Annotated in this window: 14 protein-coding genes and 1 other annotated feature; of the genes, 6 read left to right on the forward strand and 8 right to left on the reverse strand. The window is 36.5% G+C overall.

Going from position 1 to position 18266, the window contains the following annotated elements:
* Window positions 1–171: 171 nt before the first annotated feature.
* Both J2Z38_RS03850 and J2Z38_RS03855 read right to left on the reverse strand, forming a co-directional pair.
* Window positions 172–1425 carry an FprA family A-type flavoprotein gene (locus J2Z38_RS03850; RefSeq protein WP_209772659.1) on the reverse strand — a complete coding sequence of 418 codons (1254 nt, stop codon included), beginning with the start codon at window positions 1423–1425 and terminating at the stop codon, window positions 172–174.
* A gap of 12 nt (window positions 1426–1437) precedes the next feature.
* On the reverse strand, window positions 1438–3363 hold the full coding sequence (locus J2Z38_RS03855; protein WP_209772661.1) for an acyl-CoA dehydrogenase family protein: 1926 nt from the start codon (window positions 3361–3363) through the stop codon (window positions 1438–1440).
* A 444-nt stretch (window positions 3364–3807) separates the two neighbouring features.
* Between J2Z38_RS03855 and J2Z38_RS03860 the strand changes: the two genes are divergently transcribed.
* Both J2Z38_RS03860 and J2Z38_RS03865 read left to right on the forward strand, forming a co-directional pair.
* The gene (locus J2Z38_RS03860) at window positions 3808–4425 is read left to right on the forward strand and encodes a hypothetical protein (RefSeq protein ID WP_209772663.1); all 618 of its coding nucleotides are present in this window, start codon (window positions 3808–3810) and stop codon (window positions 4423–4425) included.
* A 203-nt stretch (window positions 4426–4628) separates the two neighbouring features.
* A complete protein-coding gene (locus J2Z38_RS03865) occupies window positions 4629–4808 on the forward strand; it encodes a hypothetical protein (RefSeq protein ID WP_209772665.1) in 180 nt (59 codons plus the stop codon).
* 158 nt (window positions 4809–4966) lie between these two features.
* Here J2Z38_RS03865 and J2Z38_RS03870 read toward each other — a convergent pair whose 3' ends face one another.
* Entirely contained in the window at window positions 4967–5455 is a 489-nt protein-coding gene (locus tag J2Z38_RS03870; protein ID WP_209772667.1) for a GNAT family N-acetyltransferase, read from the reverse strand.
* Between the two features lie 214 nt (window positions 5456–5669).
* Between J2Z38_RS03870 and J2Z38_RS03875 the strand changes: the two genes are divergently transcribed.
* Window positions 5670–6836, forward strand: a complete 1167-nt coding sequence (locus tag J2Z38_RS03875) for a peptidoglycan-binding protein (protein ID WP_209772668.1) — start codon at window positions 5670–5672, stop codon at window positions 6834–6836.
* 274 nt (window positions 6837–7110) lie between these two features.
* Here J2Z38_RS03875 and J2Z38_RS03880 read toward each other — a convergent pair whose 3' ends face one another.
* From J2Z38_RS03880 to thrS, 3 genes are all read right to left on the reverse strand, one after another.
* Complete coding sequence (locus tag J2Z38_RS03880; protein WP_209772669.1) at window positions 7111–8484, reverse strand: MATE family efflux transporter; 1374 nt, start codon at window positions 8482–8484, stop codon at window positions 7111–7113.
* 64 nt (window positions 8485–8548) lie between these two features.
* Window positions 8549–9724, reverse strand: a complete 1176-nt coding sequence (locus J2Z38_RS03885; protein WP_209772670.1) for a carboxylate--amine ligase — start codon at window positions 9722–9724, stop codon at window positions 8549–8551.
* A gap of 3 nt (window positions 9725–9727) precedes the next feature.
* Window positions 9728–11650, reverse strand: coding sequence for a threonine--tRNA ligase (gene thrS / locus J2Z38_RS03890; RefSeq protein WP_209772672.1), 1923 nt, complete (start codon window positions 11648–11650; stop codon window positions 9728–9730).
* A gap of 57 nt (window positions 11651–11707) precedes the next feature.
* Window positions 11708–11895: a binding site (T-box leader), on the reverse strand.
* A 167-nt stretch (window positions 11896–12062) separates the two neighbouring features.
* Here thrS and galE point away from each other — a divergent pair.
* The gene (gene galE, locus J2Z38_RS03895) at window positions 12063–13088 is read left to right on the forward strand and encodes a UDP-glucose 4-epimerase GalE (RefSeq protein WP_209772675.1); all 1026 of its coding nucleotides are present in this window, start codon (window positions 12063–12065) and stop codon (window positions 13086–13088) included.
* Between the two features lies 1 nt (window position 13089).
* A complete protein-coding gene (locus tag J2Z38_RS03900; protein WP_209772678.1) occupies window positions 13090–14016 on the forward strand; it encodes a sugar phosphate nucleotidyltransferase in 927 nt (308 codons plus the stop codon).
* Between the two features lie 153 nt (window positions 14017–14169).
* On the opposite strand, the gene malQ is transcribed toward J2Z38_RS03900, so the two are convergent.
* Window positions 14170–15639 carry a 4-alpha-glucanotransferase gene (gene malQ, locus J2Z38_RS03905; protein ID WP_209772681.1) on the reverse strand — a complete coding sequence of 490 codons (1470 nt, stop codon included), beginning with the start codon at window positions 15637–15639 and terminating at the stop codon, window positions 14170–14172.
* A 2-nt stretch (window positions 15640–15641) separates the two neighbouring features.
* Complete coding sequence (locus J2Z38_RS03910) at window positions 15642–16676, reverse strand: LacI family DNA-binding transcriptional regulator (RefSeq protein ID WP_209772684.1); 1035 nt, start codon at window positions 16674–16676, stop codon at window positions 15642–15644.
* Window positions 16677–17220: 544 nt separating this feature from the next.
* On the opposite strand from J2Z38_RS03910, the gene J2Z38_RS03915 reads away from it, so the two are divergent.
* Window positions 17221–18093 carry a hypothetical protein gene (locus tag J2Z38_RS03915; RefSeq protein WP_209772687.1) on the forward strand — a complete coding sequence of 291 codons (873 nt, stop codon included), beginning with the start codon at window positions 17221–17223 and terminating at the stop codon, window positions 18091–18093.
* Window positions 18094–18266: the final 173 nt, after the last annotated feature.

Here is an 18266-nt window from a genome sequence, read left to right on the forward strand (position 1 = left end):
ACTTATTATAGAGAAATTTTTTATAGACCTTTATTTCTAATATTTATCATAAATCTAGCTATAAGCTTTAAATCTTAAACCACCTACATATTAAATCTAAAGATTTACAATTTTTTCCAATAAAAAAGGCGAGGGTGCTCGCTTGAGTTTTCCTCGCCTTTAATTTTTCATTTATTTTTTGCCTTTGTTTTGAGAAGCTGTTTTTTCTTTTTCTTCTCTTCTCTTCTTCATTGATTCTAAGATTCCGTCTACCATTGCGTCCATGTCTGGTTCTTTTGCTTTCTTTAGTGAAGATACCATGTCTAGACCTTCTGGAAGTACGTCCATTAGTCTCATTTCTTCGTCTATGAATTTTTCCATTTTTTCTGCTGCTTGTGGAGCCCATGTTCCGTTACCAATGATTGAGATTGCTCTGTTTTGTAGGTTTAGAGCTTTCATATCTTCTAGGTAGTTAAGCATTACTGGATAGATGCCTAGGTTGTAGGTTACAGATGCTAGTACGATGTTTGAGTATTTGAAGCTTTCTGCGATTAGTGTTGATACGTGTGTGCTTGATACGTCTCTTAGTGAGATGTTTGTCATGCCTTTTTCGCAAAGTTTGCTTGCAAGTGCTTGTGCTGCAAATTCTGTGTTGCCGTACATTGAAGCGTAAACGATTAGGACACCTTCTTCTTCTGGTTCATAGGTTGCCCAGTGAACATATTTGTCGATGATGTAGCCGAAGTTGTCTCTCCATACAAGTCCGTGTAGTGGGCAGATGTATTTAAGATCTAGGCCACCTGCTTTTGCTAGGGCTTTTTGTACGAATGTACCGTATTTACCTACGATGTTGGTGTAGTATCTACGTCCTTCATCTAGGTAGTCTCTATCCCAGTTTACTTCGTCTGCGAATAATCTACCGTTGTTTGCGATAAATGATCCGAATGCGTCTGCTGAGAATAGAACTTTGTCGTATGAATCATAAGACATTAATACTTCTGGCCAGTGTACCATTGGTGCTTCTACGAATGTGAATTCGTGTTTACCAAAGCTTACTGTGTCGCCTTCTTTAACTTCGATATACCTATCGTCTACATGGTAGCCGAATTGTCTCATGAACATAATTCCTTTTTCAGAAGAAATTATCTTTAGATTTGGATATCTTTGTAGCATCAATTCTATTGATGAACAGTGGTCTGGTTCCATGTGGTGAACTATCAAGTAGTCTAGGTCCCTACCATTTAGAACTCTTGCTACGTTTACCATGTACTCTCTTGTGATTGCCCAGTCTACTGCATCGATTAGTACTGTTTTTTCGTCCATTAATAGGTAGGAGTTGTATGATACACCTTCAGGAATTGGAAATATATTTTCAAATAAGGCTAATCTTCTGTCGTCTCCACCTACATAATATAAATCGTCTGTTACTTTTCTAACTGTATACATTATTACCTCCTACTACTTTCTATCTGCTGGGAATTCCATCTTAATGAATTCGGATTTTTCTTCGCCAGAAACTGGTGATACCCAGCTGTCAGGAAGTTTATCAAATGGAGTGCCTGGCTCGATTCCTTGAGATGGATCTCCTACTTGAGGATCATATTCATATCCTGAACCTAAGTCTAAATAAACGTCTTCTTTTGGAGCCATTTTTCTTGGTTTAGATCTCTTAATTTTTGGTTGTGGTGGTGCTGGTTTCTTTGCTTCTCCATTATCAAGTTCTTTGATTAATAATGGAAGAATTTCCATAGCATCGCCTACTATACCGTAGTCACAGTTGTTGAAGATGTGAGCATTCTTGCTGTTGTTGATTGCAACGATTGTTGATGAGTCTTTCATTCCCTTTAAGTGTTGACCTGCGCCTGATACACCTACACCGATGTAGAGGTTGCCTTTGAAGGTCTGACCAGACATACCGATATATCTTTCAAGTGGAACGTATTTTAATGTTTCTGCAACTGGTCTAGATGATGAAATAGCTGCACCTGCTTGGTAAGCTAGGTCTTCTATTAGTTTCATGTTCTTTTTATCACCTATACCACGACCTGCTACAACAACTCTTTGTGCTTCGTTAATTGGTGTCATAGGATCTATTCCTATTGTGAAGTCATATCCGTCTTTCTTAAGAGCTGCTACAAGTTTTTTAACTGCTTCTTTTGGATCTCCTTCAAAGATTTCACCTTTACGTACACCTGCGATTGGAGCTGCAGATCCTTTTGATCCAGCTCTTTGCATCTTTGGAGCACGACCAACAGTGTTTGCACCAACTACTACTCTCATGATTTCGTTAGTACCTTCGTAGATTTGTGTAATCTTAGCGTCTCTGAAGAATCTTTCTACGTCAACACCCTTGATAAATCCAGAACCACCATATAGTTGAACTGCTTCAGTTGTAATCTTCATTGCAAGATCTGATGCAACTTGTTTAGCCATAGCTGCTTCTGCAGAATATCTTTCGTGATGTTCTTTAAGTTCTGCAGCAGAATAGATCATAAGTCTTGCACCGCGTAGGTATGTTGCCATATCAGCAAGTTTGAATGTATTTCTTTGTAAGTGAGCAATTGGCATACCAAATTGTTCACGTTCTTTTGCATAAGCAAGGGCGGATTCATATGCGCCTTGGCCAATACCTAGAGCTTGAGATGCTATACCAATCCTACCACCATCTAGGGTAGCCATAGCTATAGCAAAACCTTGGCCTTCTTTACCAAGTAAGTTTTCTTTTGGAACTTTTACATTGTCAAAGTGTAATTCAGCTGTAGAAGATGATCTGATACCTAATTTGTCATAGTGATCAGAGAAGGTGAATCCTTCAAATTCTTTTTCTACGATGAATGCTGAAATACCGTGGGTACCAATACCTGGTGTTGTAACTGCAAATACTACATAGATGTCTGCCTTTGGAGCATTGGTGATAAAGATTTTTTTACCATTAAGTATATAGTTATCGCCATCAAGAACTGCTGTTGTTTCTGTACCACCGGCATCTGAACCAGCGTTTTCTTCTGTTAAACCAAAAGCACCTATTTTTTCACCTTTAGCAAGTGGAACTAGGTATTTTTGTTTTTGTTCTTCAGTACCAAAACCAAAGATTGGCCATGAACCTAAAGATGTATGTGCTGAGCAAATAACGCCCACACCACCGTCTACTCTTGATAATTCTTCTACTGTTATTGCATAAGAAATTACATCAAGACCTTGACCACCATATTCTTTTGGATATGGGATACCCATAAATCCTAATTCACCCATTTCCTTAACTATATCATCAGGAAACTCGTTTTTTTGGTCGAGGTCGAAGGCGATTGGTTTTACCTTTTCTTCTGCGAAAGCTCTGACTTTTTTCCTAAGCTCTTCGTGTTGTTCTGTTGTCTTAAAAAGCATATAATCCTCCTTACATTATTATCCTTATAAAAGTATTGTAGCCTTAAGAAAACGTTTTGTCAAGTATATTTTTTATTCCAAATATCTTATAAATTTGTTTGGCAAAACCCTCCTTTCTCCAAAAATAACTAAAAGTTAATTGTCATAATTTATTCTTTACTAGAAAATCCAAGCAAAATCAGACATTCTTTTAAAATTCGAGAATGGTCTTTCAAAACATTTCCCTACCATAATATATATCCATTTTTGCGTTTTTTTAAACCGAAAATAAGGAATTTTTGGGTAAAAATCCACAAAAAAATCGACAATATTTCCATGCTTTTAAACAAAAAATAAAAACGAACCACCAGGATTTTTTTTACAAACGTCATTGCCTTAAAGGCTTAAAAAAGTTTTAAGTTTTATAAATTGGCTTTGGGGTATAATATGTACAAGAGGTGTAATATGAAAAATAAATTATTTAAACCAATACTTTTATCAATTATGGCCCTTAGCCTAATTGGTTGTGAATCAAATAATATGGCAGATAAAAATTTAGGCGAAAACCAAGTAGTAGAAGCCCACGACGAAGATCAAAACTCTGGCAATAAACCTGCCGAAGATGATGTTAACAAGTCAGAATCTAAAGATAATAAAGAAAATGAAAATAAGGAAGATAGCAAAGTGGAAGATAAAAAAGAAGACGAAAAGAACCTTCACGAAAAAGACGGAAAATACGTCACAACCATGATTGCTAAACTTAAGGGTGAAGCAGATGACTATATCACATCTACTGCCTATGATTATAAGTTTGAAGAAGACAGGTTTGTAGTTTCCGGATCCTTTGATTATCATGAAGACCCAGAAAACTACGAAAAAGTTGAAGAAATCAAAAATAAAGAAGACCACAAATTTGTAATCAACGACAAAACTGTATTTGAAGCTGTTGGTGGAATGGCCCCAGCCAAAGAATTTACCAAGGAAGACTTCCTCAAATACCTAGAAGAGTGCAAGGATACAGGTCTTGCCCTAATAATTTTTGTAGAAAATGGAGTCGCAACCAGCGTTTCAATTTCTTCATAAAAATATAATAAAAAAAGAAATTTAAATCCCAGATGGCTAAACAAGTCGACTGGGATTTTTTTCTTCCTATCCGAAAAAATCTTATCATATTATCTTGATGAAGTAATAAAAGTATGGTAAAATATAAGTATCAATAAGTTATCAAGGTAAATAGCTAACGATAAGACTCATACTTTACTGATAATTAACAGAAAGGATTTATAATGTTTAACTATAAAGAAAACGATTTTAAATCATACAAGACGATTTTTACCCAGCTTGGAGCAGCAGCAGGTGCTTATTCTAGCTTAGTTTTAAAAGATAATATAATTTTAGTATTCCTAGCTTGCCTGGGATTTGGCTATCTTCTTGGCCTTATCCTCGATAAGAAAAAGATTTGCTAAAATTTAGGATAATGAGCAAGACCTTCCTCCCTTTTGGTCAAAATAAAATGCTTTATTAATTCTTTAACTAATCTTGCTCATTACAAAAGGCCCCTGACGGGGCCTTGTTTTTTATCTTTAATCCTATCTGTATTCCAATATTAATTGAAATTTAAAATCTAATAGATTTTAAATTTCAAAACTAAGCCGTTTTTTCTTTTTTCTTTTATTTTAAAACCAATTTTTTTGTGGAGGACCAATGATTTTTTATTAGAAATCCCAACTTCTGACCTTATTTCAGTTCCCTTTGCCAAAAGATTTATAACTTCCCTAACTAGCCTTTCCCCATAGCCTCGTCTCCTGTATTTTGGATTAGTTTCTAGGGCTTCTAATAGAAAAAATTCTCCTTCATCATAGAGCCTAAGGGCGGATAAATGGGATTTTTCGTCTATTAAAATATCCAGGTAATTTTTTCCACTTGTTAAAAACTCATTTTCTATATAGGCCTTGTAGGATTGTCTTACTTTTTGATACAAAATATTTTCATCAATTTTCTCGGTATAGTTAGCTTCGACCATAGATAAATTTTCCCAATTTGATTCCTCATAAAGATCCATTAACTTTTCTAGGTCTATGCCGTCTATTTTGTTTGTAAATACTATTTCCATTAGTAATTTTTCCTGCCTTATTATTTTTCACTCCTAATTATATGGCATTTTTAATATAAGTCCTCAGTCGGACCTAGTTTTAATAATATTTTGTTTTTATATATCTTTGTTTTTTTATAGAAGTTTGAGAATAAATTGCATATTGTTGGAAAATTAGTATAATTTTTGGGTAATGTTCAAACAAGACAGAATATTTGAAGAAGAAAGGATACATATGAACAAGAAATTTAAGTTAACAGCTCTTGCTCTAGCCTTATCACTAGGCTTTGCAGGCTGTGCACAAGAAGCGGGTAAGAAAGTAGACGACGCTGCAAATGATGCTAAGGAAAAAATTGAAGAGGTCGCAGACGAAGCAAAAGACAAGGCTGAAGAAGTCAAAGATGACGCCAAAGAAAAGGTAGAAAATGCAGTAGAAGATGCTAAAAATCAAATGTCTGATGAAGAATTTGCAACAGCTATAGAAGGCAAATTAGTTCTTAGAAGAAGCCTTAAGGCTCCACACGGCGAAGGCTCTTTCGCAAGAATAGCTGTAGTTACAGACGGAGATAAGATTGTAGATGCAACAATAGATGAATTCCAATACTTTGACGCTGATTCTGATTTCGTTGCTCTTCCAAACCAAGACGAAGATACAGAATTCAAGGCAGGAAATGCTGAAGGTAAAATCCTTGGCTCAAAGATTATGAATAACGATCAATATTCAGCTTTAATGAAAGAAAAAGCAGGATCAACAGTTTCTATCGCTGATAACTACAAAGCAATCCAAAATTTTGCCAAAGGCAAAACTATAGATGAACTTAAAGAAGTTGTAGCTGGTGCAGAAGATGGCAAGGCTATTGACGGTGTTACAGGTGCAACCCTTGTAGATACAAAGGGCTACCTAGAAGCTATCATCGAAACTGCTGAAAGTCGTGACAACGCAACAATCTTTGAAGCGACAAATGCTGATGATATCAAGGTTCAACAACTATTTGGTACAGCTGGCAACAAGAATGCTATAACAGATACATTTGTAGTCCTTGAAGGCGACAAAATCATCGCTGCAAACATTGACGAATACCAATATATAGAAGGAAAAGGCGTTCCAAACTCTGATAAGAAATTTGGCGAAAACTTTGCTAATAAAGAAAAAGTCCTAGCATCAAAACTAGAAAATAACGATGATTATTCAGGCAAAATGAAAGAAATTGCCAAGGCAACAAAGACCCTTAAGGAAAGTCTAAACGCTATCGAAGAATTTGCAGTGGGTAAAACTCCTGAAGAAATCAAAGAAGTAATCGATGGCAGCGAAGCTGGCAAACCAGTAGATGCTATCTCAGGTGCAACACTTACAAGTACAGTTGGCTACCTAGAAGAAATCTACAATGCAGCTACAAAATAAGCTAATAAACTGATATAAGAAGAAACCGAGATTTTCTCGGTTCTTTTTTTCGGCAATTAAAAAAGACCTTGCCTTTTAAATCTAAAAGCAAGGTCTTTTTGTATTTGATTTTTATTCTTCTTATTAATAGAAAGTAGGATTTTCATTCAAATACAAATTTCAAGTAACTTTTTATTCTCATTTTAAAAGCCTATAAGAAATATTTTTGAAAACTCATTTACTATCACTTTTTTCTAAGATTTTTACCAATATTAATCAAAAATCTAGCAAAATTTTATATTTCATCCGGCAAGATATCTATTTTGTTTTTAATATCTCTTCTAATAAAAATCACACAAACAATTCCATTTATTAACTCTGAAACCACAAAGGCCCACCAAGAAAATGTTAGGTTGCCAGTTTTGGTAAAGAGATAAAAAACTGGAAGAAGGATTATTACCTGCCTTAAAAAGGACTGAAATATTGGGAACTTCCAATTGCCAAGGGCTTGAAAAATCCCTCCCACACCTACAATTGACGGAATAGACACTATTAAAGAAAGTGACACTATCCTAATCATAGGCACACCTATTGCCCTCATCTCATCTGTGGCAGCAAAAAGGTCAAAGATTTGTCCAGTGAAAATCCACATCAAAAGGACAGCAAGACCAACAATGGCAAAAGACGCCTTCATAGCAAGGCTGATTGCTTCCTTGATTCTAGTCTTTTTCCTCGCCCCAAAGTTATAGGAAACTATGGCCAAAAGGGCATTGGAAATCCCAAACATTGGCATAAAGGCAAAGGACTGGAGCTTATACATAATCCCGTAAGCTGCAACAGCTGATGATCCAAATGTATAAAGAATTGCGTTCATGAAAAATAGGACAATAGATCCGATTCCCGACATGATTATTGAAGGAAGTCCTATGGAAAAAATCAAATTTAAGTTTTCAAAATGAAATTTAAAGCCCTTAAATTCAAAATTTACGTCCTTATTTTTCCTGGTGTGGAAAAATACTCCGACCAAGGCCCCGCTGATTTGGCCGATTACAGTTGCAAGGGCCGCTCCCCTGACACCAAGCATTGGAAAACCAAAAAGACCGAAGATCATAATTGGGTCGAGTATTATATTTATTATGGCTCCTGTTCCCTGGGTGATCATGGTATAGACGGTGTTGCCTGTAGATTGGAGGGTTTTTTCAAAAAATATTTGGAAAAATACTCCCCCACAAAATAGCAAAATTACAAAGAGATAGTCTTTGGTATATTGGATAATTTCTGGGTCTGTGGACTGGGTTTTTGCATAAAAATCTGAAAAGAATATACCAAATAATACAAAGGCCAACATGGAAATTGCGGCCAAAAGCAAGCCGTGGGTCGCAATTGATGCCACTCTTTTTTTATCATCCATACCCAAATATCTTGATAAAAGAGCTGTTGTACCGATACCTGTGCCGACTGCAAAGGCAATCATAATATTTTGGACAGGAAAGCAAAGTGAAACAGCTGTTAGGGCCTTTTCTGAAAGTCTAGCTACGAAAATCGAGTCAACCAAATTGTAAACCGATTGGACCAAGAAGGAAATAATAATCGGTAGGCTCATTTTTATCAAAAGGGATGGGATTGGCTCTGTTCCCATCCTGTTTTTCTTTTCCAAAGATTCTGTCATATAAACTCCTTTCTCCTATGAACAATATAAAGAGATAGGGGCTATATGCCACCTATCTCCGTTTTTAATCGTATAGGTCTTTTTCTTGACGTCTAAGGGCATCTTTGACCCTCAAATTTCTCATAATTCCGTCATCCTCGCAGTTAATTATGTGGATGGCTGAATTTTCATTTCTTTTTTTATCGTCAAATTCATCTAAAAGACTTGGGTCAACGTGGTCTCTTGCCACGTTTTTATTAATAGCTGTAAGCATAAAAGGCCTTTTAGTCCTTTCGCTTACAGATTTTCCTAAAATCATATCTTCAGTGGCAATTTTTATCAAGTTCACCCCAGCAAGGGTTGAATAATAAAAGGTTCTGCCCTGTCTGATATTCATCTCTAGCGTATAGACCTTACCACTTTTGGCATCTTTTTTAAAGTCAAAATTGAAAAGTCCTTGGTAATCTAGACTAGCAACAATTTTTTCTGCTATACCATACATTTGGCTATCATCGTGATCAACTTGGACTAGGTGGTTGCCCACCCACATTGGCCTCATGTCAGATAAAAGATTTCTCGCAAGAACCATCGAAACCTTGCCATCTTTTGACCTATAACCATTTAGGGAATATTCTGTACCCTGGCCGCCGTAGATAAATTCTTGGACTATGACATGGCCTTGGTAGTCGCTATCGTAGATATTTTCCAAAATTTTTATAGCTTGGTCCCTATCTTTTACATGGTAGCCTTTTTGCTTGATTTTTATATCGCTTCCTATGAAATCGTCGTATTCATCAGCTTTTAAGAATAATTCTCCATCTAGGTCTAGATCTTTGTAATTTTCCCTATCGGCAAGAAATGTTCTTGAATAAGCAATCCCTATTTTCTCTAAAATCTTATAAAATTCAGATTTCATAAGGAGTTTTGCCGCCTCATCTGGGTCTGGGTAAGGAATGTGGTATGAAAAATCAAAGTCCTTGGCATTTCTCACCAAGAGGTCTACATAGGATTCTGTTGGGGCAAAGAAGATGAATTCTTCTTCTGGCCTTGATTTGGCAATCTTATTTAAGGTTTGAACAAAAATCTCATCATCAGATGAGAAATTTTTCTCAGTGTAAATATCAGCTATCTTTGACTTATAAAAGGGAACTAGGACTGCTGACCCAGCTACAATCGGCTTTTTGTCGAAGGCCTCATTAAAAGACCTTGCCACCGAATAGGAGTTGTGGTCAGTGCCCAGAATTATCGCATTAAAAGTCATGGCTTAATAGATTGACTCTCTTGACTTAGAATCTCTTTCTTCAGAGATTTTTGCAATAAAGTCAGCAAGTTTAACGTCTTTTGTTTCTTCGCCGTCCCTATTTCTAACTGTGAGTAGTCCTGATTCGATTTCCTTATCACCTACTACTAGCATGTAGTTTGTTCTCATCATTTGAGCTGATCTAATCTTGTAGCCTACGCCTTCGCTTCTTTCGTCTACCCCTACCCTGAAACCTGCATTTTCAATTTCTTTTGCTATTTCATGGGCCTTGTCAGCAAATCTGTCAGCTACTGGAATTAATTCTACTTGTCTAGGGTTAATCCAAAGTGGGAACCTGCCTGCAAAGTGTTCTGTAAGAACGCCGATAAATCTCTCGATTGAACCAAGTAGGGCCCTGTGAAGCATTACTGGTCTCTTCTTTTCGCCATTTTCGTCAACATATTCTAGCTCAAAGTTGGCTGGAAGTTGGAAGTCAAGCTGGATTGTACCGCATTGCCATTCCCTCTTAGCTGCATCTAATAGGTGGAAGTCGATTTTTGGACCATAGAAGGCACCATCACCTGGGTTTATTTGGTATTCAATTCCACGTTCTTCTAGGGCTTTCTTTAATTGTTCTTCAGCGAAGTCCCAATCTTTTATATCTCCCATATAATCATCTGGTCTTGTTGATAATTCTATTGTATATTTAAAGCCAAATGTAGAGTATAGAAGATCTGCAAGGTCAATCATTCTGTAAACTTCTTCCTTAATTTGAGATGGAAGGCAGTAAACGTGGGCATCGTCTTGGGTGAAAGTCCTAACTCTAAATAGGCCGTGTAGGGTACCAGATAATTCGTGTCTGTGAACTTGACCAAATTCTGCAAGTCTGATTGGAAGGTCTCTGTAAGAATGTTGGCGAGATCCGTAAGTTAAAACTGAACCTGGACAGTTCATTGGTTTAATTGCATAATCTTCGTCATCAATCTTTGTGAAATACATATTTTCCTTGTAATGGTCCCAGTGGCCTGATCTATGCCATAGGTCTTCATTTAGGATAAGTGGAGTTTTGATTTCTCCATAACCGCTATGGTCAAGAACACCCCTCCACCAGTCAAGAAGTTCATTCATTAAAATCATGCCATTTGGATGGAAGAATGGGAAACCTGGTCCTTCTTCGTGGAAAGTAAATAGGTCCATTTCCTTACCGATTTTTCTATGGTCACGTCTAGCTATTTCTTTTTGTAATTCTTCATATTCTTCAAGGTCTTTTGCCTTTGGGAAAGAAATGCCGTAGATTCTTTGAAGCATGGCCTTGTCAGAATCTCCCCTCCAATAAGCACCAGCTATTGCCTTTAATTTTATAGCCTTGATTTCCTTTATAGATTCAAGGTGTGGACCCCTGCAAAGGTCTGTGAAGGCATCGCCCATTTTATAAAGAGTGATTAATTCATCTGCTGGTAGGTCTTCGATTAGTTCTACCTTATAGTCTTGACCTTCTTCCTTAAACATCTTAAGAGCTTCGTCTCTTGAAACTTCAATTCTTTCTAATTTGAGGTCTTTCTTAGCAATTTCTTTCATTTTCTTTTCAATTTGCTCAAGATCTTCTGGAGTAAATCTGTGTTCAAGGTCCATATCATAGTAGAAACCATCTGCTATGGCAGGTCCAATGGCAAATTTTGTTTCTGGCCAAAGTTCTTTAATAGCAGCAGCCATTACGTGGCTTGATGTATGCCAGAAAATTTCCTTGCCTTCTTCATCTTCAAATTTTACAACTCTAAAATCAGCATCTTCATTAATTGGCTCAGCATATCCCATAACTCTGCCATTTACAACAGCACCTACAGCTGCCCTGTAAAGTCCCATTGATATGTCTTTTGTCACATCACCAACAAGGACGCCTTGTTCGTATTCTTTTACTGATTCGTCTGGTAATTTAATCTTAATCATGTCTTCTCCTTCGTTTTTAAATCACGAATAAAAAACCGCCCTACTATCCCTCTAGGATAATAGGACGGCAATTTTCCGTGGTTCCACCTAATTTTTTACTCATTAAGGCTGTATCGTAGTCATACGTCTTGCTTATTCACAAGAAACTCAGGGTTGGTATTCAATCGAAATTTATCTAAGGCTTCTCACCGCCAGCCTCTCTCTGCAAGTAAAAATCAACCTACTAGTCCCGTCATCGTCTTTTATTATGTAAATACTTTACTCAATCTTTAATGTATTGCAAATAAAAATCAAATATATAAAATTTCTTTGCCCAGGCTTAAAGTTTTTTTAAGGCATTAAAACTTGAATAAATGCCCCTGAATTTGATATACTTAAGTAAATGATAAAATCCTTAAAGTTAGGAGGAAAAATGAAAAACATATTAATAACTGGTGGGGCAGGCTATATTGGCAGCCACACTGCGGTAGAATTATTAGATAAAAATTACAATGTTATAGTTTATGACAATCTATCAAACTCTTCAAGAATTTCTATTGATAGAGTTGAAGAAATAACTGGTAAAAAAATAAGTTTTTATGAGGCTGACATCCTTGATAAAGACAAGCTAAAAGAAGTTTTGGTCAATGAAAAAATTGACGTCCTAATTCACTGTGCAGCCTTAAAATCCGTTGGCGAATCAGTTTCAAAACCACTTGAATACTACCACAACAACCTCACTGGGACCCTTACAACCCTTGAGGCTATGAAGGAAGTGGGTTGTAAAAACCTCATTTTTTCTTCATCTGCAACTGTCTATGGCAATCCAAAAAGCGTCCCTATTACAGAAGATTTTCCAAAGGGCGAGTGCACCAACCCTTACGGCTGGTCAAAGTCCATGATGGAACAGATTATGATTGACCTACAAAAGTCAGACCCAGATTGGAAAATTGTTCTACTAAGGTATTTTAACCCAATTGGTGCACACAAGTCAGGCAAAATTGGTGAAGACCCACAAGGAATACCAAACAATTTGCTCCCATACATAGCCCAGGTAGCTGTTGGTAAACTCGACTACCTTAGGGTTTTTGGGGACGACTATGACACAGTAGACGGAACTGGCGTTAGGGATTATATCCACGTTGTAGACCTTGCCAAGGGCCATGTTTGCGCTATCGATAAACTTGACAGTCTCGACGGAGTTTCAATTATAAACCTTGCTACAGGAAATGGCTATTCGGTCCTTGAAGTTGTGAAGGCCTTTGAAGAAGCTTCCGGCAGGAAGGTCCCATACAAGATTGTCGGCCGAAGGGAAGGCGATATTGCCAAGTGTTTTGCCGACGCAACTAAGGCCTACAAACTTTTAGGCTGGAAGGCAGAAAATGGCATCAAAGAAATGTGCGAAGATTCTTGGAGATGGCAAAAAAATAACCCTAACGGTTATGAAGAAAGGAAATAAAATGAAAACTAGTCTGGTAGTTTTGGCTGCAGGCATAGGATCAAGATATGGAGCAGGCATCAAGCAACTTGCAAAGATGGACAAAAACTCCTATACAATTATTGATTATTCAATCTTTGACGCCATCGAAGCTGGCTTTGATAAGGTTGTTTTCATAATTAGAAAAGATATAGAAAAAGATTTCAAAGAGGTCATCGGCTCTAGGATTGAGAAATTCATAGAAGTCGAATACGCCTATCAAGAAATGGCCTTGCCAGCTGGTTTTAAGTCACCTTCTGATAGGACTAAACCTTGGGGGACAGTCCACGCTGTTCTTGCGACAAAAAACCTTGTTAATGAACCATTTTTGGTAATAAATGCCGATGACTACTACGGCAAGGGAGTTTTTAGGGACCTACACAATTTTTTAATGACTTCTCCAGCTGAAAAAGACGGCAAAATCCAAGTTGCCATGGCAGGCTACAAATTAAAAAACACCCTTTCTGATAACGGCACAGTAACCAGGGGCGTTTCTGTTGGTAATAACGAAAACAAACTCATAAATATCATAGAAACCCACGAGATAAAATACAATAAGGAAGATGGGACTTTTTCCTCAAAAGAAAATCTTGGTCCAGACTTATTAAATCTAGATAGTCTTGTTTCCATGAATCTCTGGGCTTCTTTTCCAAGCTTTATTGACCTTGCCGAAAATTTTTTTATTTCTTATCTTGAAAAAAATAGGGAAAACTTGGATACTTGCGAATACGTCTTGCCAGAAATGATTGGCGAGTGGATCAAGAAAGATTTGGCTGATATTGCAATCATCCCTACCAACGAAAAATGGATTGGAATTACCTACAAGGAAGACCTAAGCCCAGCTCAAAAGGCCTTTGAAAAAATGTTTGATGAAGGAATTTACCCAAAAGACATTTGGACAGATAAATAAAATCCCCTTCTATTTTTAAAAAATAAGCAAACGAAAAATCCCACTTGTGCGGGATTTTTTTCTTGAAAATATATAGATATTTTTTAATCTTAAATTTAAATATTATTCTTAAAGCTTTTTTTATTTTTTATCCTTATTAGTCTTATTATTTTTCTATCTTGGATGGTTTTTATTTGCTTCTAAGGTCTTTCTTATAAAGTCAGCTTTTTGCTTATATTGGTCCAAATCTTTTAATTTAAAGGACCAATTTTTATCATTTAAGGTAGCTGGTTCGTTTATCCTTGCTTCTTTTCCAAGACCTAGGATATCTGCCAAGGATACTATTACATAGTCACTTTCTGTACCCATGACAAAGTCAAAGAAATCTTCTCTGATGTCTCCGTGGTCAATGCCCAAGTCTTTGAAATATTCTTTTATTGACTCGTGTTGGTCTTGGGTTAATTCGTCGTACCACTGGAAGAGGGTCTTGTTATCGTGGGTGCCTGGATAGGCTACAGAATTGGCTCTTGCTTCTATAAAATGATCTTCCCAAGGTCTTAGGTTTTCTTGGATAATAACCATGCCCTTTAGGTCGTAATGGTCACGAAGCTTGTAAACTCCTGGCATCATTGTACCAAGGTCTTCTGCGATAAATTCCACATCCTTAAGTTCTTCTGTAATTTTATCAAAAAGCTTAAAGCCTGGTGCATAGATCCATTCGCCTTCTACAGCTGTGTCGTTTTTCGCATCTATTTGCCAGTAGGTGTCAAAGGCTCTAAAATGGTCAAGCCTTACAATATCGTATAATTTTGCATTGTAGGCTATCCTGTCTATCCAGAATTTGAAGTCATCTTTTTCGAGCTCATCCCACTTATAGATTGGATTTCCCCATCTTTGGCCTAGTTCTGAAAAGGCATCTGGTGGGACTCCTGCTATTAAAATTGGCTTACCTTCCTCGGTAATTTCAAAATATTTTTGATTTTGCCAAACATCTAGGCTGTCAAGCCCAACATAAAATGGAATGTCGCCTATGATTTTAAGGCCGTTTTCATTGGCATAGGCTTTTAATTTCATCCATTGTTGATAAAATATATATTGGATAAAAATTTCATAAGCAATTTGATCTTGGTATGGGCTTAGGTCAAGCTTTCTGTCGATTATCCATGATTTTTGCTCTGCTGGCCACTCATTCCAAGCGATTAGGCCGTTGTCTTTTTTGAAACTTATAAAGACTGCATAATCATATACAAAGTCAAATTTTAAAAATTCCTTATAGGAGTCGGTCTGGTCGAGTCCTTCTTCCTTAAATTTTTCAAAGGCTTTTTTTAGGTATTGGCCTTTAAATTCTCTTACAAAGTTGTAATCAACCCTATCTTTTTGCTTAAGAGGTGCTATTCTCTTATCTAGTAGCCCATCTTCATAGAGCATATCTAGGGATATATAGACCTCATCGCCAGCATAGGATGAATAAGGCTGGTAAGGTGAATTACCGTAGCCTAGAGGGTTTAGTGGGAGAATTTGCCACATATCAAATCCAGCTTCTTTGCTAGTATCTATAAAATCATAGCTCGCCTTACCAAAATCCCCTATGCCATGGCTACCATTGAGACTAGCTAGGGGCCATAAAATTCCTGCTTTTTTCATATTCACACCTCTTTTAATTCTGCTGTTGTTTCGCCAATGAAAAGTTTGGCGTCAAAACTAGTTACTTCCTTATGTTTTTCCTTTTCTATTATTTTGAATAGTTCCTTGACAGATGTGTAGGCAATCTGACTTGTTGGTTGGACTATTGTTGTAATTGGCTTTGGGAGAAATTCATTTATTTCGAGTCCATCGAAGCCAGCTACAGAATAATCTTCTGGAACTCTCTTTCCCATGTCATTAATGGCCTTGATGGCTCCTATGGCCACAAAATCTGATATTGCAAAAATTGCAGTACAGTTTAATCCTTCTTTTACAATCTTCTTACCAGATTCATAACCGTGGTAAAGAGAATAAGGATCCAAGCCCCTTGGTGGGTAAATTACAAGGTCTTCGTCAAAATCTATACCCTTATCAGCCAAAGCTTTTTTGTAGCCTTCAAATCTCAGGCTTCCTATACTCATATCGTTAGCCCTTGCTGCTATGAAGGCGATTTTCTTATGGCCTAGACTTATTAAGTAGTCTACCATCTTGTAAGATTCCTTGTAATCATCAACCCCTACACAGGTTGAATTTTTGTTTATAATGTCTTTGTTTATTATAGTTGTCATCGAATATGGGATACCCAAGGCCTTTAACTTCTCTTGATCATTTCTAAGATCACCACCAAGGAAAATTATACCCTCTGGTTTTAAAATCTTAACCAACCTTAAGGCTACGTCAACTTCTGACGAATGTTCCTCTACCTTATTTAGGACGAAAGAATGTCCGGTTTTGCTTATTTCTTCTTCAATAACCTTGACCATTGGAGTAAAGAATGGGTTTGTTATACCTTTAATTAGGACTGCTATAGTCTTATTTTTTGTGATTTTTAAATTTCTGGCATTGGCATCAGGCTCATAGCCAGTTTCTTTTATTTTCTTTAGAATCCTAGCCCTGGTTTTAGCGCTTATGCCTTCAGCATCATTGATTGCTCTAGATACTGTGCTTACGCTAACTCCACAAAGGGATGCTATATCTTTTATAGTAGGATTTGACATTAGGTTACCTTTCACCGTGCAGGCTGCGACGGATTTTACCATGTATTTTAAGATGTTAGGATGAAATTCTAATATAAAAATATTTAGATGAAAATTCTTAAAGTTTTTTTAAATACTAGAATACTAAAGCTACTAAGTTTTAAATACGAGAACCTGCTTTAAGAGCTTTAAAAATTCTTTTTAAACTTTTTATAGCCACCATGTATTTTGAAAAGGCCTTAATATTTTATGCCATAAGGTCATATGCACTCAGAGTTAATTTAATCACTAGTATTAAGTTTATTTCTTATTTTAATCAAACTTATCAATCCCAACTCGCAAAAATACGCATTTTCTCGGTATCGTTTCCATGAAATAAATATATCACATTATTACTAATAAAGCAAGGGAGTTTCTAATTATTTAAGCAAAAACCCTAGCCTATTTAATTTCTCAAAATTTTATAGATCTTTCTTTTAGGTCTTAGATTTTTCCTGAATTGTAAAAAAACCTATCTTGATCATTCTTTAAGAATATTTATGTTATAATGATATTAGGAGGATATATGAAAAATAGAAAATCCCTGGTTTTTCTTCTGGGCCTTTGTCTTATCTTTTCTGCTTGCAAAAATGATAAGACAAACGAAGCACAAAACGAAAAATCAGTTGTAATAAAAACTGAAGATCAAATCCAAGATGAAAATCTGACCGATAATTTTTATGACTTAGTAGATAAAGCCAACGAAGACCTTTCCGATGAGGAAAAAACTTTTTTGGCAAAAACTATAAAAGCCATTGAGGCTAAGGACCTAGAGAGTCTTTCCAAAAATTTGGGACAACCTCTTAAAAATGAAATTGGCGGAGATTTAAGGGTTCTCGCTGACAAGCTTACAGCCATAGACTACACGGGTCCGATTTTAGAAATCAAAGAAGTCACAAAAAAGGGCGACTCCTTCCTTGTAATTGGAAAATGTAAAGAAGATTCCTTGGTAATTTTATTAAACAAAGACGGCAATAAGCTAACAGGCCTTAATATAAAACTTCTTTCAACAATTTCCAAAAATAAGGACCTTAAAGAAGACCACCAAGCCTTTGTAGACAGGGCCTACGATATTATCGAGTCCCTAAAAAAAGATGATAAGGAGTCTTTTGCAAAATACGCCAAAGGCCTAGGCCAAACTGGAGATGACTTTGACAAGATGTATGACGGTCTTAAAACCGACCTTGCCATGGCAGGAAATACCCTTACAGATAAGTCCAAGGTCAAGGTTTCCTATGCCAAGGACCTTATAAAAACGGCCCCAGTCGACCAAAACCTAGTTGACGTGACCCTTGTTTTCACCTTTGAGAATATAGAAAAAATCGTCTATGACTTTACCTTCACAGAAGATATGGACCTTGTGTCTATCGAGATAAGTCCAGACGAAAAAGACGATTAAGAAAATTTTCTGATTTTAAATTTCAATAATAAAATAATTTGCAATTGAAATTAAATGCTAAAACCACCTATGATGCTATAGATTTTTGAAAAGATTTTATGGGTGGTTTTTAAAATCAATTGGGTTTTAAAAGAAAATCTAAAGAATTTTTCCAATATGATAAAAAGCTTAGG

It is taken from the genome of Anaerococcus degeneri (assembly GCF_017874475.1).
GTDB classification, from domain to species: Bacteria; Bacillota; Clostridia; order Tissierellales; family Peptoniphilaceae; genus Anaerococcus; species Anaerococcus degeneri.

Bases quoted from the DNA above. Each gene is read 5' to 3' on its own strand.
- J2Z38_RS03850 (WP_209772659.1), bottom strand. From the start codon at position 1,425: ATGTATACAGTTAGAAAAGTAACAGACGATTTATATTATGTAGGTGGA.
- J2Z38_RS03855 (WP_209772661.1), bottom strand. From the start codon at position 3,363: ATGCTTTTTAAGACAACAGAACAACACGAAGAGCTTAGGAAAAAAGTC.
- J2Z38_RS03860 (WP_209772663.1), top strand. From the start codon at position 3,808: ATGAAAAATAAATTATTTAAACCAATACTTTTATCAATTATGGCCCTT.
- J2Z38_RS03865 (WP_209772665.1), top strand. From the start codon at position 4,629: ATGTTTAACTATAAAGAAAACGATTTTAAATCATACAAGACGATTTTT.
- J2Z38_RS03870 (WP_209772667.1), bottom strand. From the start codon at position 5,455: ATGGAAATAGTATTTACAAACAAAATAGACGGCATAGACCTAGAAAAG.
- J2Z38_RS03875 (WP_209772668.1), top strand. From the start codon at position 5,670: ATGAACAAGAAATTTAAGTTAACAGCTCTTGCTCTAGCCTTATCACTA.
- J2Z38_RS03880 (WP_209772669.1), bottom strand. From the start codon at position 8,484: ATGACAGAATCTTTGGAAAAGAAAAACAGGATGGGAACAGAGCCAATC.
- J2Z38_RS03885 (WP_209772670.1), bottom strand. From the start codon at position 9,724: ATGACTTTTAATGCGATAATTCTGGGCACTGACCACAACTCCTATTCG.
- thrS (WP_209772672.1), bottom strand. From the start codon at position 11,650: ATGATTAAGATTAAATTACCAGACGAATCAGTAAAAGAATACGAACAA.
- galE (WP_209772675.1), top strand. From the start codon at position 12,063: ATGAAAAACATATTAATAACTGGTGGGGCAGGCTATATTGGCAGCCAC.
- J2Z38_RS03900 (WP_209772678.1), top strand. From the start codon at position 13,090: ATGAAAACTAGTCTGGTAGTTTTGGCTGCAGGCATAGGATCAAGATAT.
- malQ (WP_209772681.1), bottom strand. From the start codon at position 15,639: ATGAAAAAAGCAGGAATTTTATGGCCCCTAGCTAGTCTCAATGGTAGC.
- J2Z38_RS03910 (WP_209772684.1), bottom strand. From the start codon at position 16,676: ATGTCAAATCCTACTATAAAAGATATAGCATCCCTTTGTGGAGTTAGC.
- J2Z38_RS03915 (WP_209772687.1), top strand. From the start codon at position 17,221: ATGAAAAATAGAAAATCCCTGGTTTTTCTTCTGGGCCTTTGTCTTATC.